Consider the following 20,615-nt stretch of genomic DNA (forward strand, 5'->3'; position numbering starts at 1 on the left):
AATGAAGAGTTTATTAAACATCATAAAAGGAATAACTTTTTCAGTCGCTATTCTTGCTGCCGTATCATCTTGTATGGCAAGAAAAGAATATGAAAGGCCGAAAAATGTGGTAGACGAAAAGCTTTTCCGTACAGATATGCTTCCTTCCGACAGTACAAACGTCGCGAATGTTTCTTGGAAAGAAATTTTCACAGATCCTATACTTCAGGGGCACATCAACAAAGCTTTAGATAATAATTTAGATATAAGAATTGCGTTACAAAGCATTAATTCGGCGGAAGCTTATTTAAAGCAAAGTAAAGCAGCCTATCAGCCGACATTGTCAGTTGGTCCGAACTATACTTTCCAAACGCAGTCGATCAATACACAGTTTGGTCAGATCATCGGGTCGAGAAGATATGTGAATCAGTTTGATATTACAGCCAGTCTTGCTTGGGAAGCAGATGTTTGGGGTAAATTGAAAGCTCAGCAAAAAGCTCAGTTGGCAACTTATCTGGGAACCGTTGCTGCTCATAAAGCGGTAAAAAGTGACTTGGTGGCATCTATTGCTTCTGCCTACTATCAATTGTTGACGTATGACGAGCAGAAAAAGATCATCACAGAAACTATTAAAGTTCGTGAGCAGAATTTAGAAACAACAAAAGCGTTAAAAGAATCAGGAACATTAACGGAAGTTGCTGTTCAGCAAAGTGAAGCGCTTGTTTTTAATGCTAAATCTTTATTAATTGATATTGATACACAGATTCAGCTATTGGAAAATACGATGAGCCTTTTAATGGGAGAGCCTTCTCACGCGATTGAAAGATCTACATTAACGAGCCAAAAAGTTCCGATTGATCTGAAATTAGGATATCCTGCTCAATTATTGGCCAACAGACCAGATGTAATGCAGGCGGAATTTAGCTTAATGAATGCTTTTGAATTAACAAATTCGGCAAAAGCACAGTTTTATCCAACGTTGAAGCTTACCGGAAGCGGTGGTTTCCAATCGGTAGATATTGATCATTTGTTCAGCGTAAACTCTTTATTTGCAACGGTAGTCGCTGGTTTGGCACAACCGATTTTGAATAAAAGAGCAATTCAGACCAATTACGATGTAAGTTTGGCGAACAAAGAAACGGCTTATCTGAATTTCAGAAAAACAGTTCTTACCGCTGGAAAAGAAGTGTCGGATGCGATCAGAGTTTTTTCGGTGCAGGATCAGTATATCGATTTAAAGCAAAAAGAACTGGATGCTTACAAAAAATCAGTTGACTTTTCTCAGGAATTGGTCAACTACGGTATGGCAAACTATCTTGAGGTATTGAATGCAAGCGTAAATTCATTAAACGCAGAATTGAATATTTCAAATGCAGAATATAGTAAAATGAAGGCTGCTGTTGAGCTTTATCAGGCTCTTGGCGGTGGCTGGAAATAATCATTACTAGATATTTTTCTTGGAAACGTATGTTATTTATTAGCATACGTTTTTTTTATTTGTCTTAAAACATCACAAAAACTGATTATTATATAGCAAATTACAGATCTTATTAAATAAAATTTAATAAACTATTTGTATATGTGGTTTAAATACTTATTTTTGTACGGCTTTTGTAAAAAGAAAGCATAGTAAGGGGGATTAGCTCATCTGGCTAGAGCGTTAGACTGGCAGTCTAAAGGTGATGGGTTCGATCCCCATATCCTCCACTAGGTGGAATTTATTTCATAAAACTATTATTAAAAGACTATGAAGAAACTTTTTTTACTTTTATTTACAACGCTTTTGTTTGTGGGATGTAGTACGGATGATGATACGATTTATGATTACATCGGAACTTGGTCCGGAACATACGAAGGAGCAGATAAAGGAACTTGGAATATAGTTGTTGCCAGCGACGGAAAAGTAACGGGAACAATGCATTCTGAAGACAATCAGGAAAATTATTACATCTCTGGTCGTCTTTCTGATTCTGGAGATTTGAATGCTGTTGTAGGAACTCCTGAAGATGGTGAATTCAAAGGAACTCTGAACAGAAAAGATAAAAACGGAAACGGAAACTGGAGAAATTCAATTCCTACTCCGATCAGAACCGGAACTTGGAAAGGAGAAAAAAGTAAAAAGAAATAAGATAAATTTCAAAAAATATAATGAAAGCCTGTAAATTTTACAGGCTTTTTTGTTGTCTGAAAGTTCGTTTTTAACATTTCTTTAAGTATCAACAATGCCCTTTCTATCGTTAATATTAATGTATATTTGTATATATTAAGTTACTTTTAGTAAAAATCAGATGCGTATGATGACGAGATTACTTTCAGAAAATAGTAAATGGAATAAAATTTTTGTTTTAATTATTGCCTCAATAATTGCCGTTTCTTGTGGAAGTTCAAAAAATGTTGCTTCTAAGAAATCAGGTTCTAAAACAGTAACTAAAACTGAAAATCTCAGAAATCTGGATTCAAAATTTGACGGAAAAGTTTCCAAATCAATCAGCAGTATTCTGAAAGATGCCGAAAAATACATCGGAACACCTTATAAATTTGGCGGAAATACCTCTTCAGGTTTCGACTGTTCAGGATTTACGGTGAAAGTTTTTGATGAAAATGATTTTAAATTGCCAAGAAGATCATCTGATCAGGCAGAAGCCGGTAACAAAATCGATATTAATGAAGTGAAGCCTGGAGATCTTTTATTTTTCGCGACGGCTGGCGGAAGTAGAGTTTCTCATGTCGGAATTGTACATGATATCGGAAACGATGGCGAAGTGAAATTTATTCATGCATCAACATCAAAAGGAGTTATTATTTCTTCATTAAACGAAAAATACTGGAATAAAGCTTACTTACACGCAAGAAGAGTTTTATAGTTTGCAATAGAATTGCACTTGCATAAATCAGAGATTTGTTGAAAATTATTAATTATGACAGATTTCCTGAGATTTTTTATTCCTTTATACTTTATTTTGTTTTTCACCATTGCTTTCTTTAGAGCAAGTTTTATCGTTGCCAAAAGAATTGGTAAAAATCCGAATGTGCTTCCGAAAGACGATTCCGCGTATGGATTGATCGGGCGTTACTTTAAGCTTTGCCTTCTTGGGCTTTTTCTTTATACAATTCTGTTATTTCTCTTTTCTGATGATCTTTTTCAGCTTTACTTAATTCATTTTTTAGATATTAAAATTTTAAAATATGTTGGAATTTTTCTGATGATTTTAAGTTTCATTTGGGTTGTTATTGCTCAGATTCACATGAAAAACTCATGGCGGATCGGCATTGATGAAGAATCTCGAACAGAACTTATCACTTCCGGACTTTTTAAATTTTCGCGAAATCCTATTTTTCTTGGAATGATTGTAAGCTTAATAGGCTTTTTTATGATTCTTCCGACGATGATCTCTTTGTTATTTTTGATTCTTGGAATTGTTTTAATTCAAATCCAAATCAGGCTGGAAGAAGTTTTTCTTTTAAAGCAACACGGTGAAAATTATGTAGATTATGAAAATCGTGTGAGACGTTTGTTGTAAGTTGACGGAAATCATTTCAGCATTATCAATTTTCAAAATTATTTGCTTGATCTTTTTTGTATCTTTGGCGACGTATAATTTTTTAATTTAAATTAAATAACAGAAATGTCGTTACAACAAACTATTGAAAATATCTGGGACAACAGAGATTTATTGCAGAATGAAGACAGCCAAAAGGTGATTAGAGAAGTTATTTCTTTGGTAGACAAAGGTGAACTTCGTACCGCTGAGCCTACAGAAAACGGTTGGCAGGTAAATGAATGGGTGAAGAAAGCAGTGGTTATGTATTTCCCGATCCAGAAAATGGAGACGATTGAAGTAGGTCCGTTTGAATTTCATGACAAAATGCCTTTGAAGAGAAATTATGCTGAAAAAGGAGTAAGAGTTGTACCGCATGCAGTGGCTAGAGAAGGCGCATATATTGCTCCGGGCGTGATCATGATGCCATCTTATGTAAATATTGGGGCTTATGTAGATTCGGGAACGATGGTAGATACTTGGGCTACGGTAGGAAGCTGTGCGCAAATCGGTAAAAACGTTCACTTGAGTGGTGGTGTTGGTATCGGTGGTGTTTTAGAACCGCTTCAGGCTGCTCCGGTAATTATTGAAGACGATTGTTTCATCGGATCAAGATGTATCGTAGTGGAAGGTGTTCACGTAGAAAAAGAGGCTGTTTTGGGAGCAAATGTTGTATTAACGGCATCTACAAAAATTATCGACGTAACAGGCGAAACTCCGATTGAAATTAAAGGAAGAGTTCCTGCTCGTTCAGTAGTAATTCCAGGAAGCTACACAAAGCAATACCCAGCTGGTGAATATCAGGTTCCATGTGCATTGATCATTGGTCAGAGAAAAGAATCTACCGATAAAAAGACTTCTCTTAATGACGCGTTGAGAGATAACAATGTGGCAGTATAAGCTTGTTTTAAAAACTAATACACACAATCTTGAAAGATAAATTTCTTAAAATACTGTTAAACCCTAAATATATATTTGGGGTTTATCTTATTATAGCGGTTGTAACTGCGATTTCTAAATTTTCCAGAGGATATCAGGCCATCAACAACTACATGATTTTTAAAAATGTATTTTTTAATACTATTGATGAAAAAAATCTGTATTTGCAATATCCTGAACGTTATTTTGATATGAATCATTATGGTGTATTTTTCAGCTTATTGATTGCTCCGTTTGCTTTAATGCCAGACTGGCTGGGGATTTCTCTTTGGAATATTGCCAATACAGTGGTTTTTCTCTATGCCATTCATAAGTTGCCATTTTCAGATTCAAAAAAAGCCCTTTTTGCTCTTCTTTGTTTACAGGAATATATTACTGCGGCTATCAGTTTACAATTTAATATAGCTTTGGTTGGGCTTTTAATGTTATCAGCAACGTATATTTATGAAAAAAAGGAAGTGAAATCTGTTACAGCAATAGTTATCGGGATTTTTGTGAAGCTTTATGGAATTGTAGGATTATCACAATTCTTTTTTATCAAAAATAAAATGAAATTTATTCTTGCAGGTATTGTGGTTGCTGTTCTTTGCTTGGTAATTCCAATGGCTTATTCCAGTCCGCATTTCGTTATTCAAAGCTATTCAGACTGGTCGCATTCTCTCATTTCTAAAAATAATGATAATCAGGTTTTAGGAAATATGCAGGATATTTCTTTAATGGGATTTGTAAGAAGAATTTTAGGAGATGCTTCGATCTCAAATCTTACTTTTTTAGCTTTTGGAGTTCCCTTATTTGTAATACCTTATATTAGAGTAAAACAATATAAAAATTATGCGTTTCAACTCATGATTTTGGCTTCTACATTATTGTTTTTAGTGTTATTTAGCTCAGGCTCAGAGTCTCCCACGTATATCATTGCAGTGGCCGGAGTAATGATTTGGTATACGCTTCAAAAAGAAAAGACGCCTTTAATTTTAGCATTATTAATTTTTGTAATTATTTTGACGTGCTTTTCGCCATCAGATTTGTTTCCGAAATTTATCAAGAAAAATTATATTATTAAATATTCACTAAAAGCTGTACCTTGCATTATCGTTTGGTTCAGAGTTATTTATGAACTTTTAACAAAGGATTTCGAGAAAGATTATACTTTGAATTAATTTATGAAGAAAATTTCAATAGTCATTCCTGCCTACAACGAAGGGGGTAATGTTGCCTTAGTCCATGAAAAAATTAAAGAAGTTTTTTCAGGATTAAAGAATTATGATTTCGAAATAATCTTTGTAAACGACGGAAGTAGAGACGATACTCAGCAAAAATTGGAAGATCTTTCCAAACAGTTTGAAGAAGTAAAATTTATTGAATTTTCAAGAAATTTTGGGCATCAGCCTGCTGTAAAAGCAGGAATGGACAATGCTCACGGAAATGCTGTTATTTCTATGGATGGCGATCTTCAGCATCCCCCCGAATTGATTCCACAAATGATCAAAAAGTGGGAAGAAGGATATGATGTGGTTTTTACTATAAGAACCTATCCTAAACAGATTTCATGGTTCAAAAGAAAAACTTCAGATTTTTTCTATAAAATTTTATCAAGCCTTTCTGATGTCAATCTTACCAAAGGTGGCGGTTCAGATTTCAGATTAATGGATGCTAACGTAGTTCAGGTAATGAGAGATTTTAAGGAAGATGATCTTTTTTTACGTGGTTTAACCAGCTGGATGGGCTTCAAACAAACAGGAATTGATTTCACAGCTTGTGAAAGAATTGCTGGAGAGAGCAGTTATAACCTCAAAAAAATGCTCACTTTTGCCTTTACTGGGATTACAGCATTTAGCGTAAAACCTCTTTATATTGCGGCTTATTTAGGTTTTCTTTTTTCAGGACTTGCGGCTATTGGTTATATTGGTTATGTTATTTATGCTTTTGTGGTTCATACAGAAATCTCGGGTTGGGCATCTTTGATTATGACGATTGTGTTTTTCGGAGGACTCCAACTCATTATTATGGGAATCATCGGAATTTATTTAGGTAAAATTTTTAAGCAGGTGAAAGAAAGACCCAACTATATTATAAAAAATAAAAATTTTTAAATGGTTCTACTAAGTTTTGATATCGAGGAATTTGATATGCCTTTGGAATATAAAGGCGAAATTTCTTTCGATAAACAAATCTCCATATCTCAGAACGGACTTGAAAATATTCTAAACGTTCTTAAAAAACATCAGGTAAAAGCTACTTTTTTTTCCACAGTAGTTTTTGCTGAAAATAGTAAAGATTTAATTAAAAGATTATTGAGCGAAGGTCATGAACTAGCTTCTCACACTTGGTTTCACTCAGAATTTGAGGAAAAGCATTTACAGGAATCGAGAGAGCGTTTAGAAGAATTGTTTTCTGTAAAAGTAACAGGATTACGAATGCCCAGAATGATGCCTGTAGATGAAAAAGCAGTGGAAAATGCCGGATATTCTTACAATTCATCCATTAATCCCACCTTTTTACCGGGAAGATATAACAACTTGAAAGTTTCAAGAACATATTTTAAAGAAGGTAACGTCATGCAGGTTCCAGCTTCGGTGTCACCTAATTTCAGAATACCTCTATTTTGGCTGAGTTTCCATAATTTCCCTTTGTTTTTCTACAAAAAATTAGCCTCGGATACCTTAAAAAAGGATAATTATCTGAATGTTTATTTTCATCCATGGGAATTTTCAGCCATAAAGGATGAAGCATTTAAATTACCGGGTTTTACCGTAAAAAATTCTGGAAAAGACATGGTTGAAAGATTTGATGAATTTATAGGCTGGCTTAAAAGTAAAAACTATATCTTTGGAACCTTTCAGGAATTTCAAAAACAAATTACACTATGAAAATTGCATTTGATGCAAAGCGTTTTTTTCACAACACATCAGGTTTAGGCAACTATTCCAGAGATTTGGTAAGGATACTTTCTCGGTTTTATCCTGAAAATGATTACGTTTTACTCAATAAAAATAAATCCGAAAGAGGAAAAGATATTCTTGAAAAGCCAAATGTTCATTTTGTTGAAACTTCCAAAGGAAAGCTTTCCCGACAATTAAAAATGGGAAAAGATGCTCAAAAACAAAATGCTGATATTTTTCATGGATTATCCGGTGAATTACCTTTGAAATGGGACAAAACGCCTATTAAAAAAATTGTGACAATTCACGATTTGATTTTCGTGAGATACCCTCAGTATTATTCTTTTTTTGACCGAAAAATTCATCTTTGGAAATTTAAAAAAGCGGCACAAATGGCAGACGAAATTATTGCCATTTCTGAACAGACAAAACAGGATGTCATTGAGTTTTTAAAAGTTCCTGAAAGTAAGATTACAGTTGTTTATCAGGGATGCCATAATGCTTTTAAAGAAGAAAAGTCTGAAGAGATGATTCAGTCCGTAAAATCTAAATTTCAGCTTCCCGAAAGATTTATTTTAAATGTTGGAACCATTGAAGACAGAAAAAATCTTTTGGCTGTTGTTCAGGCGATAAAAGATACTGATATTCCGTTGGTTGTCGTGGGAAAAAAAGCTAAATATTTTAAGAAGATTGAAGATTTTATCAAAAAAAATAAAATGGAAAAGCAGGTTCATTTCCTTGAAGGTGTTTCAATGGATGAGCTGGCTGTAATCTATAAATTGGCTGATATTTTCGTATATCCAAGTTTTTTCGAAGGCTTTGGAATTCCTGTGATAGAGGCTCTTTTTTCAAAAACAGTAACCATTACGAGCAATGCAAGTTGTCTTCCGGAAGCAGGCGGACCAGATTCTGTGTATATCGATCCGAAAAATTATTTAGATATTCAGTCTAAAATAAAATTTTTATGGGATAATGAATCTGAACGTAAACGCCGTGCTGATAAAGGTTTCGACTTTGTTCAGAAGTTTAATGACCAAGCCATTGCAAAAGAGCTCATGAAACTTTATCAAAAAAATAACTAGAAAAAATCTTGCAGGTTTAAAAATAAGTCCTACATTTGTAACACAAAATTTCAACAATGAAACCGAATTTTTTAACAGTACATCATTATCATCATCATCTCTGCTAAGACGGAATTGATTGATATGTGACTATGTTAAAAATCAAAATAATTAAAAACCGTCTGAGTAAATTAGGCGGTTTTTTTGTTTTCTGATATTTCACGAAAATACTTAAAGTATCACTTTATTTACTCAGATTCAATGATAACGAAATGAGTAAATTAAAAATTGCAATCCAAAAAAGTGGCCGGTTATACGAAGAGTCTTTACAGCTATTGAAAGACTGTGGAATATTCGTTAACAATGGGAAGGATCAGCTAAAAGTTTCCGTAGATAATTTCCCGATGGAGATCATGTATCTGCGCAATTCAGACATTCCTCAATACCTCGAAGATGGGGTTGTGGATATCGCTATTGTCGGGGAAAATCTATTGGTGGAGAAACAGAAAAATATAGAGATTATCCAACAGCTTGGATTTTCTAAATGCAGGGTTTCTTTGGCTGTTCCTAAAGAAGTGGAAACAGATGATCTGAATTATTTTCAAGGGAAAAAAATTGCGACTTCTTACCCTAATACACTTAAAAATTTCTTAGAAACAAATAATATTTCGGCAGATATTCACATCATTTCAGGCTCCGTAGAAATAGCGCCTAATATTGGTCTGGCAGACGGAATTTGTGATATTGTAAGTTCGGGAAGTACATTGTTTAAAAATGGATTAAGAGAAACGGTAGCCTTATTAAAGTCTGAAGCCGTTCTTGCCCAAACCTCACGTTTAGATGCTGAAAAAACAAAGATTCTTAACAAATTTCTGTTTAGAATAAAATCGGTTTTGAAAGCAAAAAATTCAAAATATATTTTAATGAATGTTCCGAATGAAAAGATTCAGGATATTTCAAATGTCCTTCCCGTATTGAAAAGTCCGACGGTAATTCCCTTGGCGGAAGAAGGCTGGAGCAGTATTCATTCAGTGATTGATGAACTTAGATTCTGGGATGTTATTGATGAATTGAAAGAAAACGGAGCACAGGATATTTTAATAATTCCAATTGATAAAATGGTGATTTGATATGAACATAAATAAATACCCTAAGAAAGAAAGCTGGCAGGAACTGGTAAAACGACCAACCTTTGAAAGAAATGAAATCTCGGAAGTTATAGAAAATATTTTCACGAAAGTAGAAAAAGAGGGAAATAAGGCACTGTTTAACTTTAACAAACAATTTGATAAAGTTGAAATTCATAACCTTAAAGTTTCTGAAAATGAATTAAATGAAGCCGAAAATCTGATCAGCGAAGATTTGAAAATCGCCATTCAACAGGCAAAGGATAATATTACAGAATTTCACGCTTCTCAAATGGTTGACATTGAAAAGATTGAAACTACAAAAGGCGTGGTTTGCTGGCGAGAAAACCGCGCCATTGAAAAGGTCGGAATTTATATCCCCGGAGGGACAGCACCGCTTTTTTCAACGGTTTTAATGCTTGCGATTCCTGCACAGCTGGCAGGTTGTAAAGAGATTATTCTTTGTTCTCCTCCCAATCAGAACGGAAATATCAATCCTGCGATTTTGTATACCGCTCAGTTGTGTGGCGTTAGTCAGATTTTTAAAACAGGCGGCGCTCAGGCGATTGCAGCGTTAACTTTCGGAACGGAATCTATTCCGCAAGTGTATAAAATTTTTGGACCCGGAAATCAGTTTGTGGTTGCGGCTAAAGAATACGCTCAGAAATTTGGTGTGGCGATCGATATGCCTGCAGGTCCCAGTGAGGTTTTGGTCATTGCCGATCAACAGGCAGATCCTAGCTTCTGTGCGGCAGATTTACTTTCTCAAGCAGAGCATGGAAGCGACAGTCAGGTGATTTTTATCGCTGATAATGAGAAAATTTTTAACCAAACCATCGAAGAAATAGAAAAACAGATTAAAGAGCTTCCAAGAAATGAATTGGCTCAGAATGCTTTGGAAAAAAGCCATTTTATTTTGGTGGAAAAGATAGAGGAAGCTCTTGATTTCAGTAATTTATATGCTCCCGAGCACCTCATTTTGGCCATCAGCGATTATGAAAAGTATATTCCGAAAATTCAGAATGCAGGTTCTGTTTTTCTTGGGAATTATTCATGTGAAAGTGCTGGAGATTATGCAAGCGGAACCAATCATACACTGCCAACAAACAGTTTTGCAAAAAACTACAGCGGCGTTTCGCTGGACAGTTTTGTAAAGAAAATCACCTTTCAGAATTTATCAAAAGAAGGAATACAGAATTTAGGAAAAACTATCGAACTCATGGCAGAGGCAGAAGGTCTGTTCGCTCATAAAAACGCAGTTTCCATCCGATTAAAACAATTAGAAAATGACAACAATTAATATCACCCAACTGGTTCGAAAGAACATTCTCAACTTACAACCTTATATTAGTTTTAGAGATCATAACGAATTTAATTCACCTGTTTTATTGGACGCTAATGAAAATCCTTTTGGTGAATGGAACCGTTATCCGGATTCTACACAGAAAAAATTAAAAGAAAAACTAGCTCAGGTTAAAAATATTCCTACAAATCAAATAGCAGTTGGAAACGGAAGTGACGAGTTAATTGATTTAATTATTAAAGTGTTTTGCGAACCAAAAGCAGATTCGATTTTAATGATGGATCCTTCTTTTGCGATGTATGGTTTTTATGCAGCGATTAATGAAAACAAAGTTGTAAAGCTTCGTTTAAATAAAGATTTTGATATTGATAAAAAGTTTTTTTTAAATGTTATTAACGAAAATAAGTTAAAAATATTCTTTTTGTGTTCACCCAATAATCCAACAGGAAACAGTATTGAGGATATTGAATTTTACATTGAAAATTTTAATGGAATTGTAGTTGTCGATGAAGCTTATATTGAATTTTCTCAACAGAGGTCTGCATTAGAATTACTAAAAAAATACCCTAATCTTATTGTATTACAGACCTTTTCAAAGGCTTGGGGAAAAGCCGGCGCAAGAGTAGGAGTGGCTTATGCTTCGGAAGAAATTATCAGTTTTATCAATTTGGTAAAGGCGCCTTACAATGTCAATTCTTTAAGTCAGGAACTCATTATTAATGCTCTTGAAAATATAGATGAATTTAATCAAAACTTAGAAAATATTGTCATTGAAAGAGAATGGCTTCGTTCTGAATTCAGCAATTTAAATTGTATAAACAAAATATATCCCACCGATGCTAATTTCTTTTTAATTGATTTTAAGAATGTTGAGGATATTTATGAAAATTTAACTTTAAATGAGGTGTTGACCAGTAAAAGAACTCCTGCCATTCCCAACTGCATCCGAATTAATATCGGTACGAGAGCTGAAAATGAAAAACTGATTAATATTCTGAAAAATTGTTGATTTTATGAAAAAAGTATTGTTTATAGATCGTGATGGGACACTGATTTTAGAACCGCCTGTTGATTTTCAGGTTGATTCTTTGGAAAAGCTGGAATTTTATCCGGGAATATTTCAAAATCTGTCTAAAATTGTAAAAGAACTGGATTTTGAGCTGGTAATGATCACCAATCAGGACGGTTTGGGAACAGAGAGTTTTCCGTATGATGATTTTATAAAACCTCAGGAAAAAATGCTTCAGGCATTTAAAAATGAAGGAATTGTTTTTAATGATATCCTTATCGATAAAAGTTTTGAGCATGAAAATCTGCCAACCAGAAAGCCGGGAACAGGAATGTTGGGTAAGTATATTTACGGAAATTATGATTTGGAAAATTCATTGGTGATTGGCGACCGGATCACAGATATTCAGCTGGCAAAAAATTTAGGAACAAAAGCAATTTTCATTAATAAAATTCAGAATGATGAGGCGGATCTCACGACAGAGAGTTGGAGTGAAATTTATTCTTATTTAAAACAAATTCCGAGAAAGGCAAAAGTATCAAGAAAAACAAATGAGACGGATATAGAAATTGAAATTAACCTCGATGGAAAAGGTGATTCAGAAATATCCACAGGTTTATATTTTTTTGATCATATGCTGGAACAGATTTCAAAGCATGGGAATTTAGATTTAAAAATTAAAGTTAATGGCGATTTACAGGTTGATGAACATCACACGATGGAAGATACAGGAATTGTTTTGGGTGAAGCCGTTTTAAAAGCCTTGGGCAATAAAAAAGGAATTGAAAGATATGGTTTCCTGCTGCCGATGGATGACTGCCTGTCGCAGGTTGCGCTGGATTTTGGAGGAAGACCGTGGCTGGTTTGGGATGCCGATTTTAAAAGAGAGAAAATTGGAGATGTACCGGCGGAAATGTTTTTTCACTTCTTTAAATCTTTCACCGATTCTGCAAAATGTAATGTAAATATTAAATCTGAAGGCGAAAATGAACACCACAAAATAGAATCCATTTTTAAAGCCTTTGCCAAAGCGATAAAAATGGCAGTAAAGCAGACAGATATTAATTTTAATTTACCTTCTACAAAAGGAAGTTTATAAGATGATTGCGATTATAAAATATAACGGAGGAAACGTAAATTCTGTACAGAATGCTTTGGACAGACTGAATGTAGAATCGATGGTTACAGATGATTTTGATTTGATTCAAAAGGCAGATAAAGTTATTTTTCCTGGTGTGGGTGAAGCTTCATCAACAATGAAAATTTTAAAGCAAAAAGGCTTAGATCAGTTAATTCCAACATTAAAACAGCCTGTCTTGGGCATTTGTTTGGGAATGCAGCTGATGTGTGGAAATAACGAGGAGGGAAATACAATAGGAATGGGGATTTTTGATATTGAAGTTAAGAAATTTCCTCCTCAGGATTTGGTTCCGCACATGGGCTGGAATACGATTTCGGATTTTAAGTCACCGATTTTTTCGGGAGTTTCAGAAGAGAATGATTTGTATTTTGTTCACAGTTTTTATTGTGAACTGTCTGAAAATACGACTTCTGTCTGCGATTATATTTTGCCTTTCAGTGCTTCTCTGCAAAAGAATAATTTTTATGCGATGCAGTTTCATCCGGAAAAATCGGGAGTTATTGGAAGTACATTACTTAATAATTTTTTAAAACTATAAACATGAAAATTATTCCTGCAATTGACATTATTGACGGAAAATGTGTACGTCTCTCGAAAGGTGATTATCTTACGAAGAAAATTTACAATGAAAATCCTGTAGAAGTTGCCAAAGAATTTGAAAGCTTCGGAATACAGTATCTTCATTTGGTGGATCTGGACGGTGCAAAGTCAAAGCATATTGTCAATCAAAAAATATTAGAAAATATTGCTAAGGAAACTTCTCTGCAAATTGATTTTGGTGGCGGATTAAAAACTGAAAAAGATATTGAAATTGCTTTTAATTCGGGAGCTAGACAAATTACCATTGGAAGTATTGCGGTTCAGAATCCTGAATTTTGTTTTAGTTTAATTCAGAAATATGGTTTTGAGAAAATTATTCTGGGAGCTGACTGTGATGATAGAAAAATAAAAACTTCAGGTTGGATAGAGGAAAGTGACTTGGATGTTATTGATTTTATTCTTCAATATCAGAAAAATGGGGTGAAAAATGTGATCTGTACAGATATTTCAAAAGATGGCATGCTTAAAGGCCCTTCCACAGAACTTTATAAAGAAATTTTAAATAAAACTGATGTAAAATTGGTAGCCAGCGGAGGGATTTCCGGAATGGTAGATGTTGAGCGGATGAAAGAAATGGGTTGCGCCGGAACAATTATCGGAAAAGCAATTTATGAAGAAAAAATCAGTCTGAAAGAAATTCAAAAATTTATTGAAAATGCTTAAAAAAAGAATTATTCCCTGTTTGGATATTAAAGACGGAACGACAGTAAAAGGAATCAACTTTGAAGGACTGAGAAATGCCGGAGATCCTATAGAGTTGGCTAAAAAATATGAAATCGATGGTGCAGATGAACTGGTCTTTCTCGACATTACAGCGACGATCGAAGAGCGAAAAACTTTCGTTGAATTGGTGAGAAATATAGGAAAAGAATTAAGTATTCCTTTCACAGTTGGGGGCGGAATCTCAACGGCTGAAGACGTCCGTAAATTATTGGATGCCGGAGCTGATAAAATAAGCATTAATTCTTCTGCCGTAAAAAATCCGACACTTATTTCAGATCTTGCAAAAGAGTTTGGCAGCCAGTGTGTTGTGGTGGCTATTGATACGAAGTTTGTTAATGTAGATGATTGGGTTCACGTGAAAGGAGGAAGAGAAATAACTACATTAAAAACGTTGGAATGGGCACAAAAAGCAGAAGAACTAGGTGCTGGTGAAATTCTTTTAACCTCAATGGATGGCGACGGCACAAAAAGCGGCTTTGATCTGAGAATAACTCAATTAATTTCAGAAAATATTAATATTCCGGTTATTGCGTCGGGTGGTGCAGGTACAGTTAAAGATTTTGAAGATGTTTTTACGTTAACTTCAGCAACAGGAGGTTTGGCGGCGAGTATTTTTCACTTTGGAGAAATTAATATATCAGATTTAAAAAAAGAATTAAAAACTAAAAAAATTGCGATACGATGAAAATAAATTTTGATAAAAATAACGGATTGGTTCCTGTTGTTATTCAGGATGACAGAACGTTGCAGGTTTTGATGTTGGGTTATATGAATGATGAAGCTTTTGATAAAACTCAGAATGAAAAAATAGTCACTTTTTTTAGTCGTTCAAAGAATAGACTTTGGACAAAAGGTGAGGAATCCGGAAATTTTTTAATGGTAAAGAGCATAGCTGTTGATTGTGATAATGATACGATATTAATTAAAGCAAAGCCTAAGAATATTGTCTGCCATACCGGAAGTTTCAGTTGTTTTGGTGAAAAGAATTCTAAAGGTTTTGTTTATGAGCTGGAAGAAAAAATTTCACAAAGAATTAATGGTCGGGTAAAAGATTCCTATACTTATTCTTTATTTAAAAAAGGAATTAATAAAGTGGCTCAAAAAGTAGGAGAAGAAGCGGTAGAAGTAGTGATTGAAGCCAAAGATAATAATGATGATTTATTTAAAAATGAAGCCGCAGATCTGTTATATCACTATTTGATTTTATTAAAGGCGAAGAATTTTACTTTTGAAGATATTGAGAACGTTTTAAGAGCCCGTGATCATAAATAATTACCATTATTTCGTGATAAAATTTTCAATTATTAAAATTTAAGTTAATATTGTATATTGAAAAATATATAATGATATTCGTTTATTAATGTGTTGTTGGTTTGTTATTGCTTTATGTTTTGATAAATAATTAGTTTTGTTTTAATTATTTATCAAAACATAAAATAATTACAGAGCAAAAAAAAGTAATAAACCAAAAAACACTAAATGACAAAACTCTATGTTACTGCACTTTCTATGTGCACAGTCTTGGGCGTTTCAGCTCAGGAAGTTGTCTGGCAAAAAGACATCAAATCCTCGACACAGGATTTTCTAAGCCAAGTCACGACAACCATCGATCAGCAATATTTGATTTCTGGAAGTAGTATTCAAGCGGCCACCTCCAAACTATCATATGCTAGCTCAAACAACGGCTACGATTTCCATTTGTTAAAACTCAACCAACAAGGTGAGGAAGTCTAGGAAAAGTATTTTTCGGGAAACAATCATGATTTTTTATCGGCAACGGTTGTCACACAAGAAGGTGGTTTTTTGCTTTCTGGAACCACTTATTCCACAAAAGGTTTAGACAAAAAAGAGGATTCTAAAGGCGGATCTGATATTTGGCTGATTCGCTTGAATGAATTCGGAGATGAATTATGGCAGAAAACCATTGGTTCTGCTTCGGATGAGGAATCTCGAGCAGTGATTCAGACGACGGATCTTGGATTTGTCGTGGCTGGAAATGTTCAGAATTCAGGAAAAGGATACGGTTCTAAAGATGTTTTAATCATCAAATTAGACAAAAACGGAGGCATAGCCTCTCAAATTATACTTGGCGGAAAAGGCTTAGATGAAGTTGAAAAAATGATTCCCACGAAAGATGGCGGAGCTTTGGTAGGGATGTATTCCAGAAGTGGTGAAGTGAAGGATGGAAACAGGAAGTCTGAAGCTGGAGGAAATATAACCGTCAACTCTCAACCAAAAACCAGCAACAATTTTGGTGAAGGCGATTATTGGATTGTTAAACTCAATAAAGAAGGAAAAGTGGAATGGGAAAAGAATTTTGGAGGAAAAGGTGATGATCATTTAAGAACACTTTCTTTAACGTCGAATGGTTATCTAATAGGTGGTGAAAGCCGTTCTGAAAGATCAGGCAATAAAACAGTTGGTTTGGAAGAAGGAACGGATATCTGGCTGATTTCGTTGAATGAAAGAGGTGAAGAAATTTGGCAAAAATCTTACAACTTCAAAAACAGAGATGTTTTGATGGGAATGAGCACTATAAATTCTTCAGATGACAAGTCTAAAGGCTTTTTGCTGGGCGGTTATACTCAGGCGGAAGGTAGGATTGAAGCTGATGATGAGACTTTTTGGATGTTGTATTTGAATCAAAATGGAGATGAGCAGTGGAGAAAGCATGTAAAAGGTGAATCGAGAAAACGCGAGGAAAGATTATCTGATATAAAACTTAACCGAGATGGTTCGATTATTTTGGCTGGAACCAGTGCGGAAGAACTTGGAAAAGAAAACTGGAAAATTGTAAAACTGGGCGATAAACAAATCGATCAGTTGATTGAAAAACAGAATATTAAGATTTATCCAAATCCTGTGTCAGATTACGCGTATGTAGAAATTGGGTTTGATTTTAAAGAAGCTGAAATCAATGTGTTTGATATGAGTGGAGGGCAGCTACAAAGCTTGAAAATAAAATACGCAATCTTTGATTCAGGGAGCGTATCTGGTAACGATAAAAACGGATGAGAATAAAACGGCGAATGCGAAATTGATAAAAAACTAAACATCATGAAAAAATTACAATTAAATATATTCCTTTTAATAATATTATTTATAAGTACTACTTTTTTAAAAGGGCAAGATAGTTCAATAAATAAATATGTTAACTTTATTAAGCCAACTCCTGAGGTCGCCAAATTAATCTCTTCTATTGATTTTCCTATAGCTCAGACTAGCGGGAGTTTAGATTTAAAAATTCCTTTATATACTATTAAAACCAAAAGTCTTGAGGTTCCCATTACACTTTCGTATAAAAATTCTGGTTTTCAGGTGAATGAAGAAAGTTCAAATGTTGGTTTTGGTTGGGATCTTACTGTAGGAGGAAGAATATATAGACAGGTTAGAGGAGGAACAGATGATGAGTATGCTAATTTTAGAAAATATAGACAATCCAGTAATCGAGTTTTATTTCCGGAATGCCCTGATATTTCTTATAATGCTTTAGATGCATTCGAGGCTTGTAATGATGATTACAAATATATGTTTAGTGTGTTTGGAAAGCCTGTCATGAATTATAGTTTTAATGGAAATGTTTATAATCTTGGTGGAATGGGAATGTATGTTCCTATACAAAATCAGTGGCCATTTATGTCAGCAAATACACTTCATATCAACGCTGAAAGCGAAGCGGATATTTTTTACTATAATTATCCGTCTGGTAGTGGGAAATTTTTTTATGGAGATCAATTTAAAATTAAAACAATACCATTTACAAAAGAAAAAATAACAGAAAATACTATTACAGATACTCAAGGAAATATTTTTTATTTTAATGATAAGGCTGACGTTATAGATTTATCAACAACAAACATTACTCAATATTTTATAAATAGTAATACGGTTGCAAATATTGCTAAAATTTATAATAATTCTTATTCAATGCTTCTAAGTAAGATTGTAACAACGTCAAACGATATTATTCAATTTACTTATTCTGATGTTGAATATACTAAGTTTGGACCAACCGTTTTTAAATTTCGAAAAAGTATGAATACTATACCTTCAGCAGGACAGTATAATCTTACTCCTATAACAAATGGCTATTTTGATAGTGAAGAAATTAATAAGCAAAAAATTAAGACAAAAAAAATAGAGACTATAACATTAAATAATAAAATAATTGCAAAGTTTATATATTCGGATCTACCACGTAAAGACTTATTTTTTGAATCAATATATTCACCAAAATCGCTTTCTAAAATATTAATATTTGATGAAGTTGGTAATACAGTTAATACAATAGAATTTAACCAATCTTATTTTGGACAAAATAGTACTATACAAAATGCTATATCTGAAACTTCAAAATATTATAGATTAAAGCTTAATTCTTTAAAAAATAATGGTGCTATTTATGCATTTGATTATTTTGATGAAGATAGTGGTGTTTTACCTAATAAATCTATTATTGATAAAAAAGATCACTGGGGTTTTTTTAATGGAAAAATAGCTCATTATAGAAATTATATGCCGCTTAATCAGATCTTTGAAGAAATAGGTGCTAATTTTAAATCGCCTGATCTAGAGAAAACAAAAATTACTGTTTTAAAAAGTACTACTTACCCTACCAAAGGCAAAGAGTTTTATGAATATGATTTAAATAATGTTAATGGAGCAAGTATAGGAGGATTAAGAATAAAAAGTATTATAAAGAATGATAATAACAATGGAGTTATAAAAAAAAATATAAAGTATGAAAACGGTTATGTTTATATGGAACCACAATATGCAAGTTATGAAGTGGCTAATGCTTATCGTCAAAATTCTTCATTTTTTCCAACACCTCTTAAATATCGTTTTACTGTATTCTCTTCAACTTCTGTCAATGATTTATTGGGTTTCAATGGATTTCCTGTTTATTATTCTAAGATTACAGAAGAAAATGTAAACGTAAATAACCAAGATTTAGGAAAAATAATATATGACTATACTCATTTTGAAGATGTAATTGGAGATACGGGCTATACTCCGAGTTATTATCAGACCAATATTTCTTATGATTGGAAAAGAAATTTGCCATTACAAATTTCTTACTATAGAGCGAATGAGGTAATACCTTTTAAGAAAATTATCAATCATTATACATTCCTAGATACTCCAATAGATTTAGCAGATGCAATGTATTCTGGTCCTGGAGGAGGTTTTCCGACATCATTTTATCCGAATGAATCTCAATATACCTCTTATAAAATCTATGTTAATAGGCTTCAAACAGATATTCATAACACTGCTCAAGATGTTTGGATATATGGTATACGTCCTGATGATATGAAAGCAGAATTTGAATTTAGTGTTTCGCGATTGATTTCTGCTCAATATTACAAGGATAAAGAAACAATCGAAGAGAATATTAACGGTAATCTTTTAACAACTGTAACAAATTTCAAGTATGATAATCCTTTAAGTATTCAGTTAACCTCTAAAATAATAACATTTCCAGATAAAAGTATTCAGGAGACTTTATTCAAATATGCCCACGAAAAAGGCAACCAGTTAATGATTGATAAAAATATGATCGGTATCCCGTTGGAAACCACCACTAAACAGACCATCGGAGCTACCATCAAAACATTATCAAGAACAGAAACCGTTTATCCAACTTCTACACCAACTCCACAAGCTGGAAACTTGATATTACCATTATCCGTAAAGTCCTATGATTTACAAAACAATCCATCTACCGAAGTGAACTATGACCAATACGACTCCAAAGGCAATCTACAGCAATATACCACCAAATCAGGCATTCCCGTAGCCATAGTTTGGGGTTACAATGGCACTCAGCCGATGGCCAAAATAGAAGGAGCGACGTATGCCCAAGTTCAGAATTTGGCGATGGCTATCATGACGGCGTCTGATACCGATGCGTCGGCAGCTCCCAGCAATGATGAAGCGGATCTTTTAAATGCTTTAAAAACGTTCAGAGCAGGTTTACCAAATTATCAAGTTACGACCTATACGTACGATCCTTTGATTGGTGTTCGCAGCATTACGCCTCCATCGGGTATTAGAGAAGTATATTTATATGACACGGCGAACCGCTTAATGGAAGTCAGAGAGCAAAGTAAAACGGGTAAACTATTAAAAGAATTCAAGTACAATTATAAAAACTAACAACCGATGAAAAAAATATTAATCCCTATAAGTGCTTTGCTGGTCGCGGGTTTGGCTCATGCGCAGGTAAGTACCACAGAAAATTACGTACAAACGAAAACCTATTTAGATTATAACGGAACAACGCCTTCCAAAAGCTCAGAAACGGTT

At 33.9% G+C, this 20,615-nt stretch carries 20 protein-coding genes and 1 tRNA gene; all 21 read left to right on the top strand.

Features of this window, described 5'->3' with window-relative positions:
* The first annotated feature begins 1 nt into the window (after window position 1).
* Entirely contained in the window at window positions 2-1,417 is a 1,416-nt protein-coding gene (locus OXQ85_RS18150) for a TolC family protein (protein WP_267406305.1), read from the top strand.
* Between the two features lie 195 nt (window positions 1,418-1,612).
* Window positions 1,613-1,686: transfer RNA gene (locus OXQ85_RS18155), tRNA-Ala, on the top strand.
* 40 nt (window positions 1,687-1,726) lie between these two features.
* Window positions 1,727-2,107 (top strand): hypothetical protein, encoded by a 381-nt coding sequence (locus OXQ85_RS18160; protein ID WP_267406306.1) that lies wholly within the window; start codon window positions 1,727-1,729, stop codon window positions 2,105-2,107.
* Window positions 2,108-2,273: 166 nt separating this feature from the next.
* Window positions 2,274-2,843 carry a C40 family peptidase gene (locus OXQ85_RS18165; RefSeq protein WP_267406308.1) on the top strand — a complete coding sequence of 190 codons (570 nt, stop codon included), beginning with the start codon at window positions 2,274-2,276 and terminating at the stop codon, window positions 2,841-2,843.
* A gap of 54 nt (window positions 2,844-2,897) precedes the next feature.
* Window positions 2,898-3,500 carry an isoprenylcysteine carboxylmethyltransferase family protein gene (locus tag OXQ85_RS18170; RefSeq protein WP_267406310.1) on the top strand — a complete coding sequence of 201 codons (603 nt, stop codon included), beginning with the start codon at window positions 2,898-2,900 and terminating at the stop codon, window positions 3,498-3,500.
* 105 nt (window positions 3,501-3,605) lie between these two features.
* Window positions 3,606-4,418 carry a 2,3,4,5-tetrahydropyridine-2,6-dicarboxylate N-succinyltransferase gene (locus OXQ85_RS18175; protein WP_267406311.1) on the top strand — a complete coding sequence of 271 codons (813 nt, stop codon included), beginning with the start codon at window positions 3,606-3,608 and terminating at the stop codon, window positions 4,416-4,418.
* Window positions 4,419-4,447: 29 nt separating this feature from the next.
* Window positions 4,448-5,617: a glycosyltransferase family 87 protein gene (locus OXQ85_RS18180; protein ID WP_267406312.1), complete on the top strand. Its 1,170-nt coding sequence runs from the start codon at window positions 4,448-4,450 to the stop codon at window positions 5,615-5,617.
* A gap of 3 nt (window positions 5,618-5,620) precedes the next feature.
* Window positions 5,621-6,550, top strand: coding sequence for a glycosyltransferase family 2 protein (locus OXQ85_RS18185; protein WP_267406313.1), 930 nt, complete (start codon window positions 5,621-5,623; stop codon window positions 6,548-6,550).
* Complete coding sequence (locus OXQ85_RS18190; RefSeq protein ID WP_267406314.1) at window positions 6,551-7,327, top strand: polysaccharide deacetylase family protein; 777 nt, start codon at window positions 6,551-6,553, stop codon at window positions 7,325-7,327. It begins immediately after the preceding gene.
* Window positions 7,324-8,421, top strand: coding sequence for a glycosyltransferase family 1 protein (locus tag OXQ85_RS18195; RefSeq protein ID WP_267406315.1), 1,098 nt, complete (start codon window positions 7,324-7,326; stop codon window positions 8,419-8,421). Before OXQ85_RS18190 ends, OXQ85_RS18195 begins: the two co-directional genes overlap by 4 nt.
* A gap of 251 nt (window positions 8,422-8,672) precedes the next feature.
* Entirely contained in the window at window positions 8,673-9,530 is an 858-nt protein-coding gene (hisG, locus tag OXQ85_RS18200) for an ATP phosphoribosyltransferase (protein ID WP_267406316.1), read from the top strand.
* A gap of 1 nt (window position 9,531) precedes the next feature.
* Window positions 9,532-10,827: a histidinol dehydrogenase gene (gene hisD, locus OXQ85_RS18205; RefSeq protein WP_267406317.1), complete on the top strand. Its 1,296-nt coding sequence runs from the start codon at window positions 9,532-9,534 to the stop codon at window positions 10,825-10,827.
* Window positions 10,814-11,839 carry a histidinol-phosphate transaminase gene (hisC, locus tag OXQ85_RS18210; protein ID WP_267406319.1) on the top strand — a complete coding sequence of 342 codons (1,026 nt, stop codon included), beginning with the start codon at window positions 10,814-10,816 and terminating at the stop codon, window positions 11,837-11,839. Before hisD ends, hisC begins: the two co-directional genes overlap by 14 nt.
* Window positions 11,840-11,843: 4 nt before the next feature.
* Window positions 11,844-12,938, top strand: coding sequence for a bifunctional histidinol-phosphatase/imidazoleglycerol-phosphate dehydratase HisB (gene hisB / locus OXQ85_RS18215; protein ID WP_267406320.1), 1,095 nt, complete (start codon window positions 11,844-11,846; stop codon window positions 12,936-12,938).
* A gap of 1 nt (window position 12,939) precedes the next feature.
* The gene (gene hisH / locus OXQ85_RS18220; protein ID WP_267406321.1) at window positions 12,940-13,518 is read left to right on the top strand and encodes an imidazole glycerol phosphate synthase subunit HisH; all 579 of its coding nucleotides are present in this window, start codon (window positions 12,940-12,942) and stop codon (window positions 13,516-13,518) included.
* Between the two features lie 2 nt (window positions 13,519-13,520).
* The gene (gene hisA / locus OXQ85_RS18225) at window positions 13,521-14,243 is read left to right on the top strand and encodes a 1-(5-phosphoribosyl)-5-[(5-phosphoribosylamino)methylideneamino]imidazole-4-carboxamide isomerase (RefSeq protein ID WP_267406322.1); all 723 of its coding nucleotides are present in this window, start codon (window positions 13,521-13,523) and stop codon (window positions 14,241-14,243) included.
* On the top strand, window positions 14,236-14,988 hold the full coding sequence (gene hisF / locus OXQ85_RS18230) for an imidazole glycerol phosphate synthase subunit HisF (protein WP_267406324.1): 753 nt from the start codon (window positions 14,236-14,238) through the stop codon (window positions 14,986-14,988). Before hisA ends, hisF begins: the two co-directional genes overlap by 8 nt.
* The gene (gene hisIE / locus OXQ85_RS18235; protein WP_267406326.1) at window positions 14,985-15,575 is read left to right on the top strand and encodes a bifunctional phosphoribosyl-AMP cyclohydrolase/phosphoribosyl-ATP diphosphatase HisIE; all 591 of its coding nucleotides are present in this window, start codon (window positions 14,985-14,987) and stop codon (window positions 15,573-15,575) included. Before hisF ends, hisIE begins: the two co-directional genes overlap by 4 nt.
* A 207-nt stretch (window positions 15,576-15,782) precedes the next feature.
* Window positions 15,783-16,037 carry a hypothetical protein gene (locus OXQ85_RS18240; RefSeq protein WP_267406327.1) on the top strand — a complete coding sequence of 85 codons (255 nt, stop codon included), beginning with the start codon at window positions 15,783-15,785 and terminating at the stop codon, window positions 16,035-16,037.
* Window positions 16,038-16,106: 69 nt separating this feature from the next.
* On the top strand, window positions 16,107-17,318 hold the full coding sequence (locus tag OXQ85_RS18245; protein WP_267406328.1) for a T9SS C-terminal target domain-containing protein: 1,212 nt from the start codon (window positions 16,107-16,109) through the stop codon (window positions 17,316-17,318).
* 42 nt (window positions 17,319-17,360) lie between these two features.
* Complete coding sequence (locus OXQ85_RS18250; RefSeq protein ID WP_267406330.1) at window positions 17,361-20,465, top strand: hypothetical protein; 3,105 nt, start codon at window positions 17,361-17,363, stop codon at window positions 20,463-20,465.
* The last annotated feature ends 150 nt before the right edge of the window (window positions 20,466-20,615 follow it).

This window comes from Chryseobacterium sp. GM_Chr_2, from assembly GCF_026540445.1.
Taxonomy (GTDB): Bacteria; Bacteroidota; Bacteroidia; order Flavobacteriales; family Weeksellaceae; genus Chryseobacterium.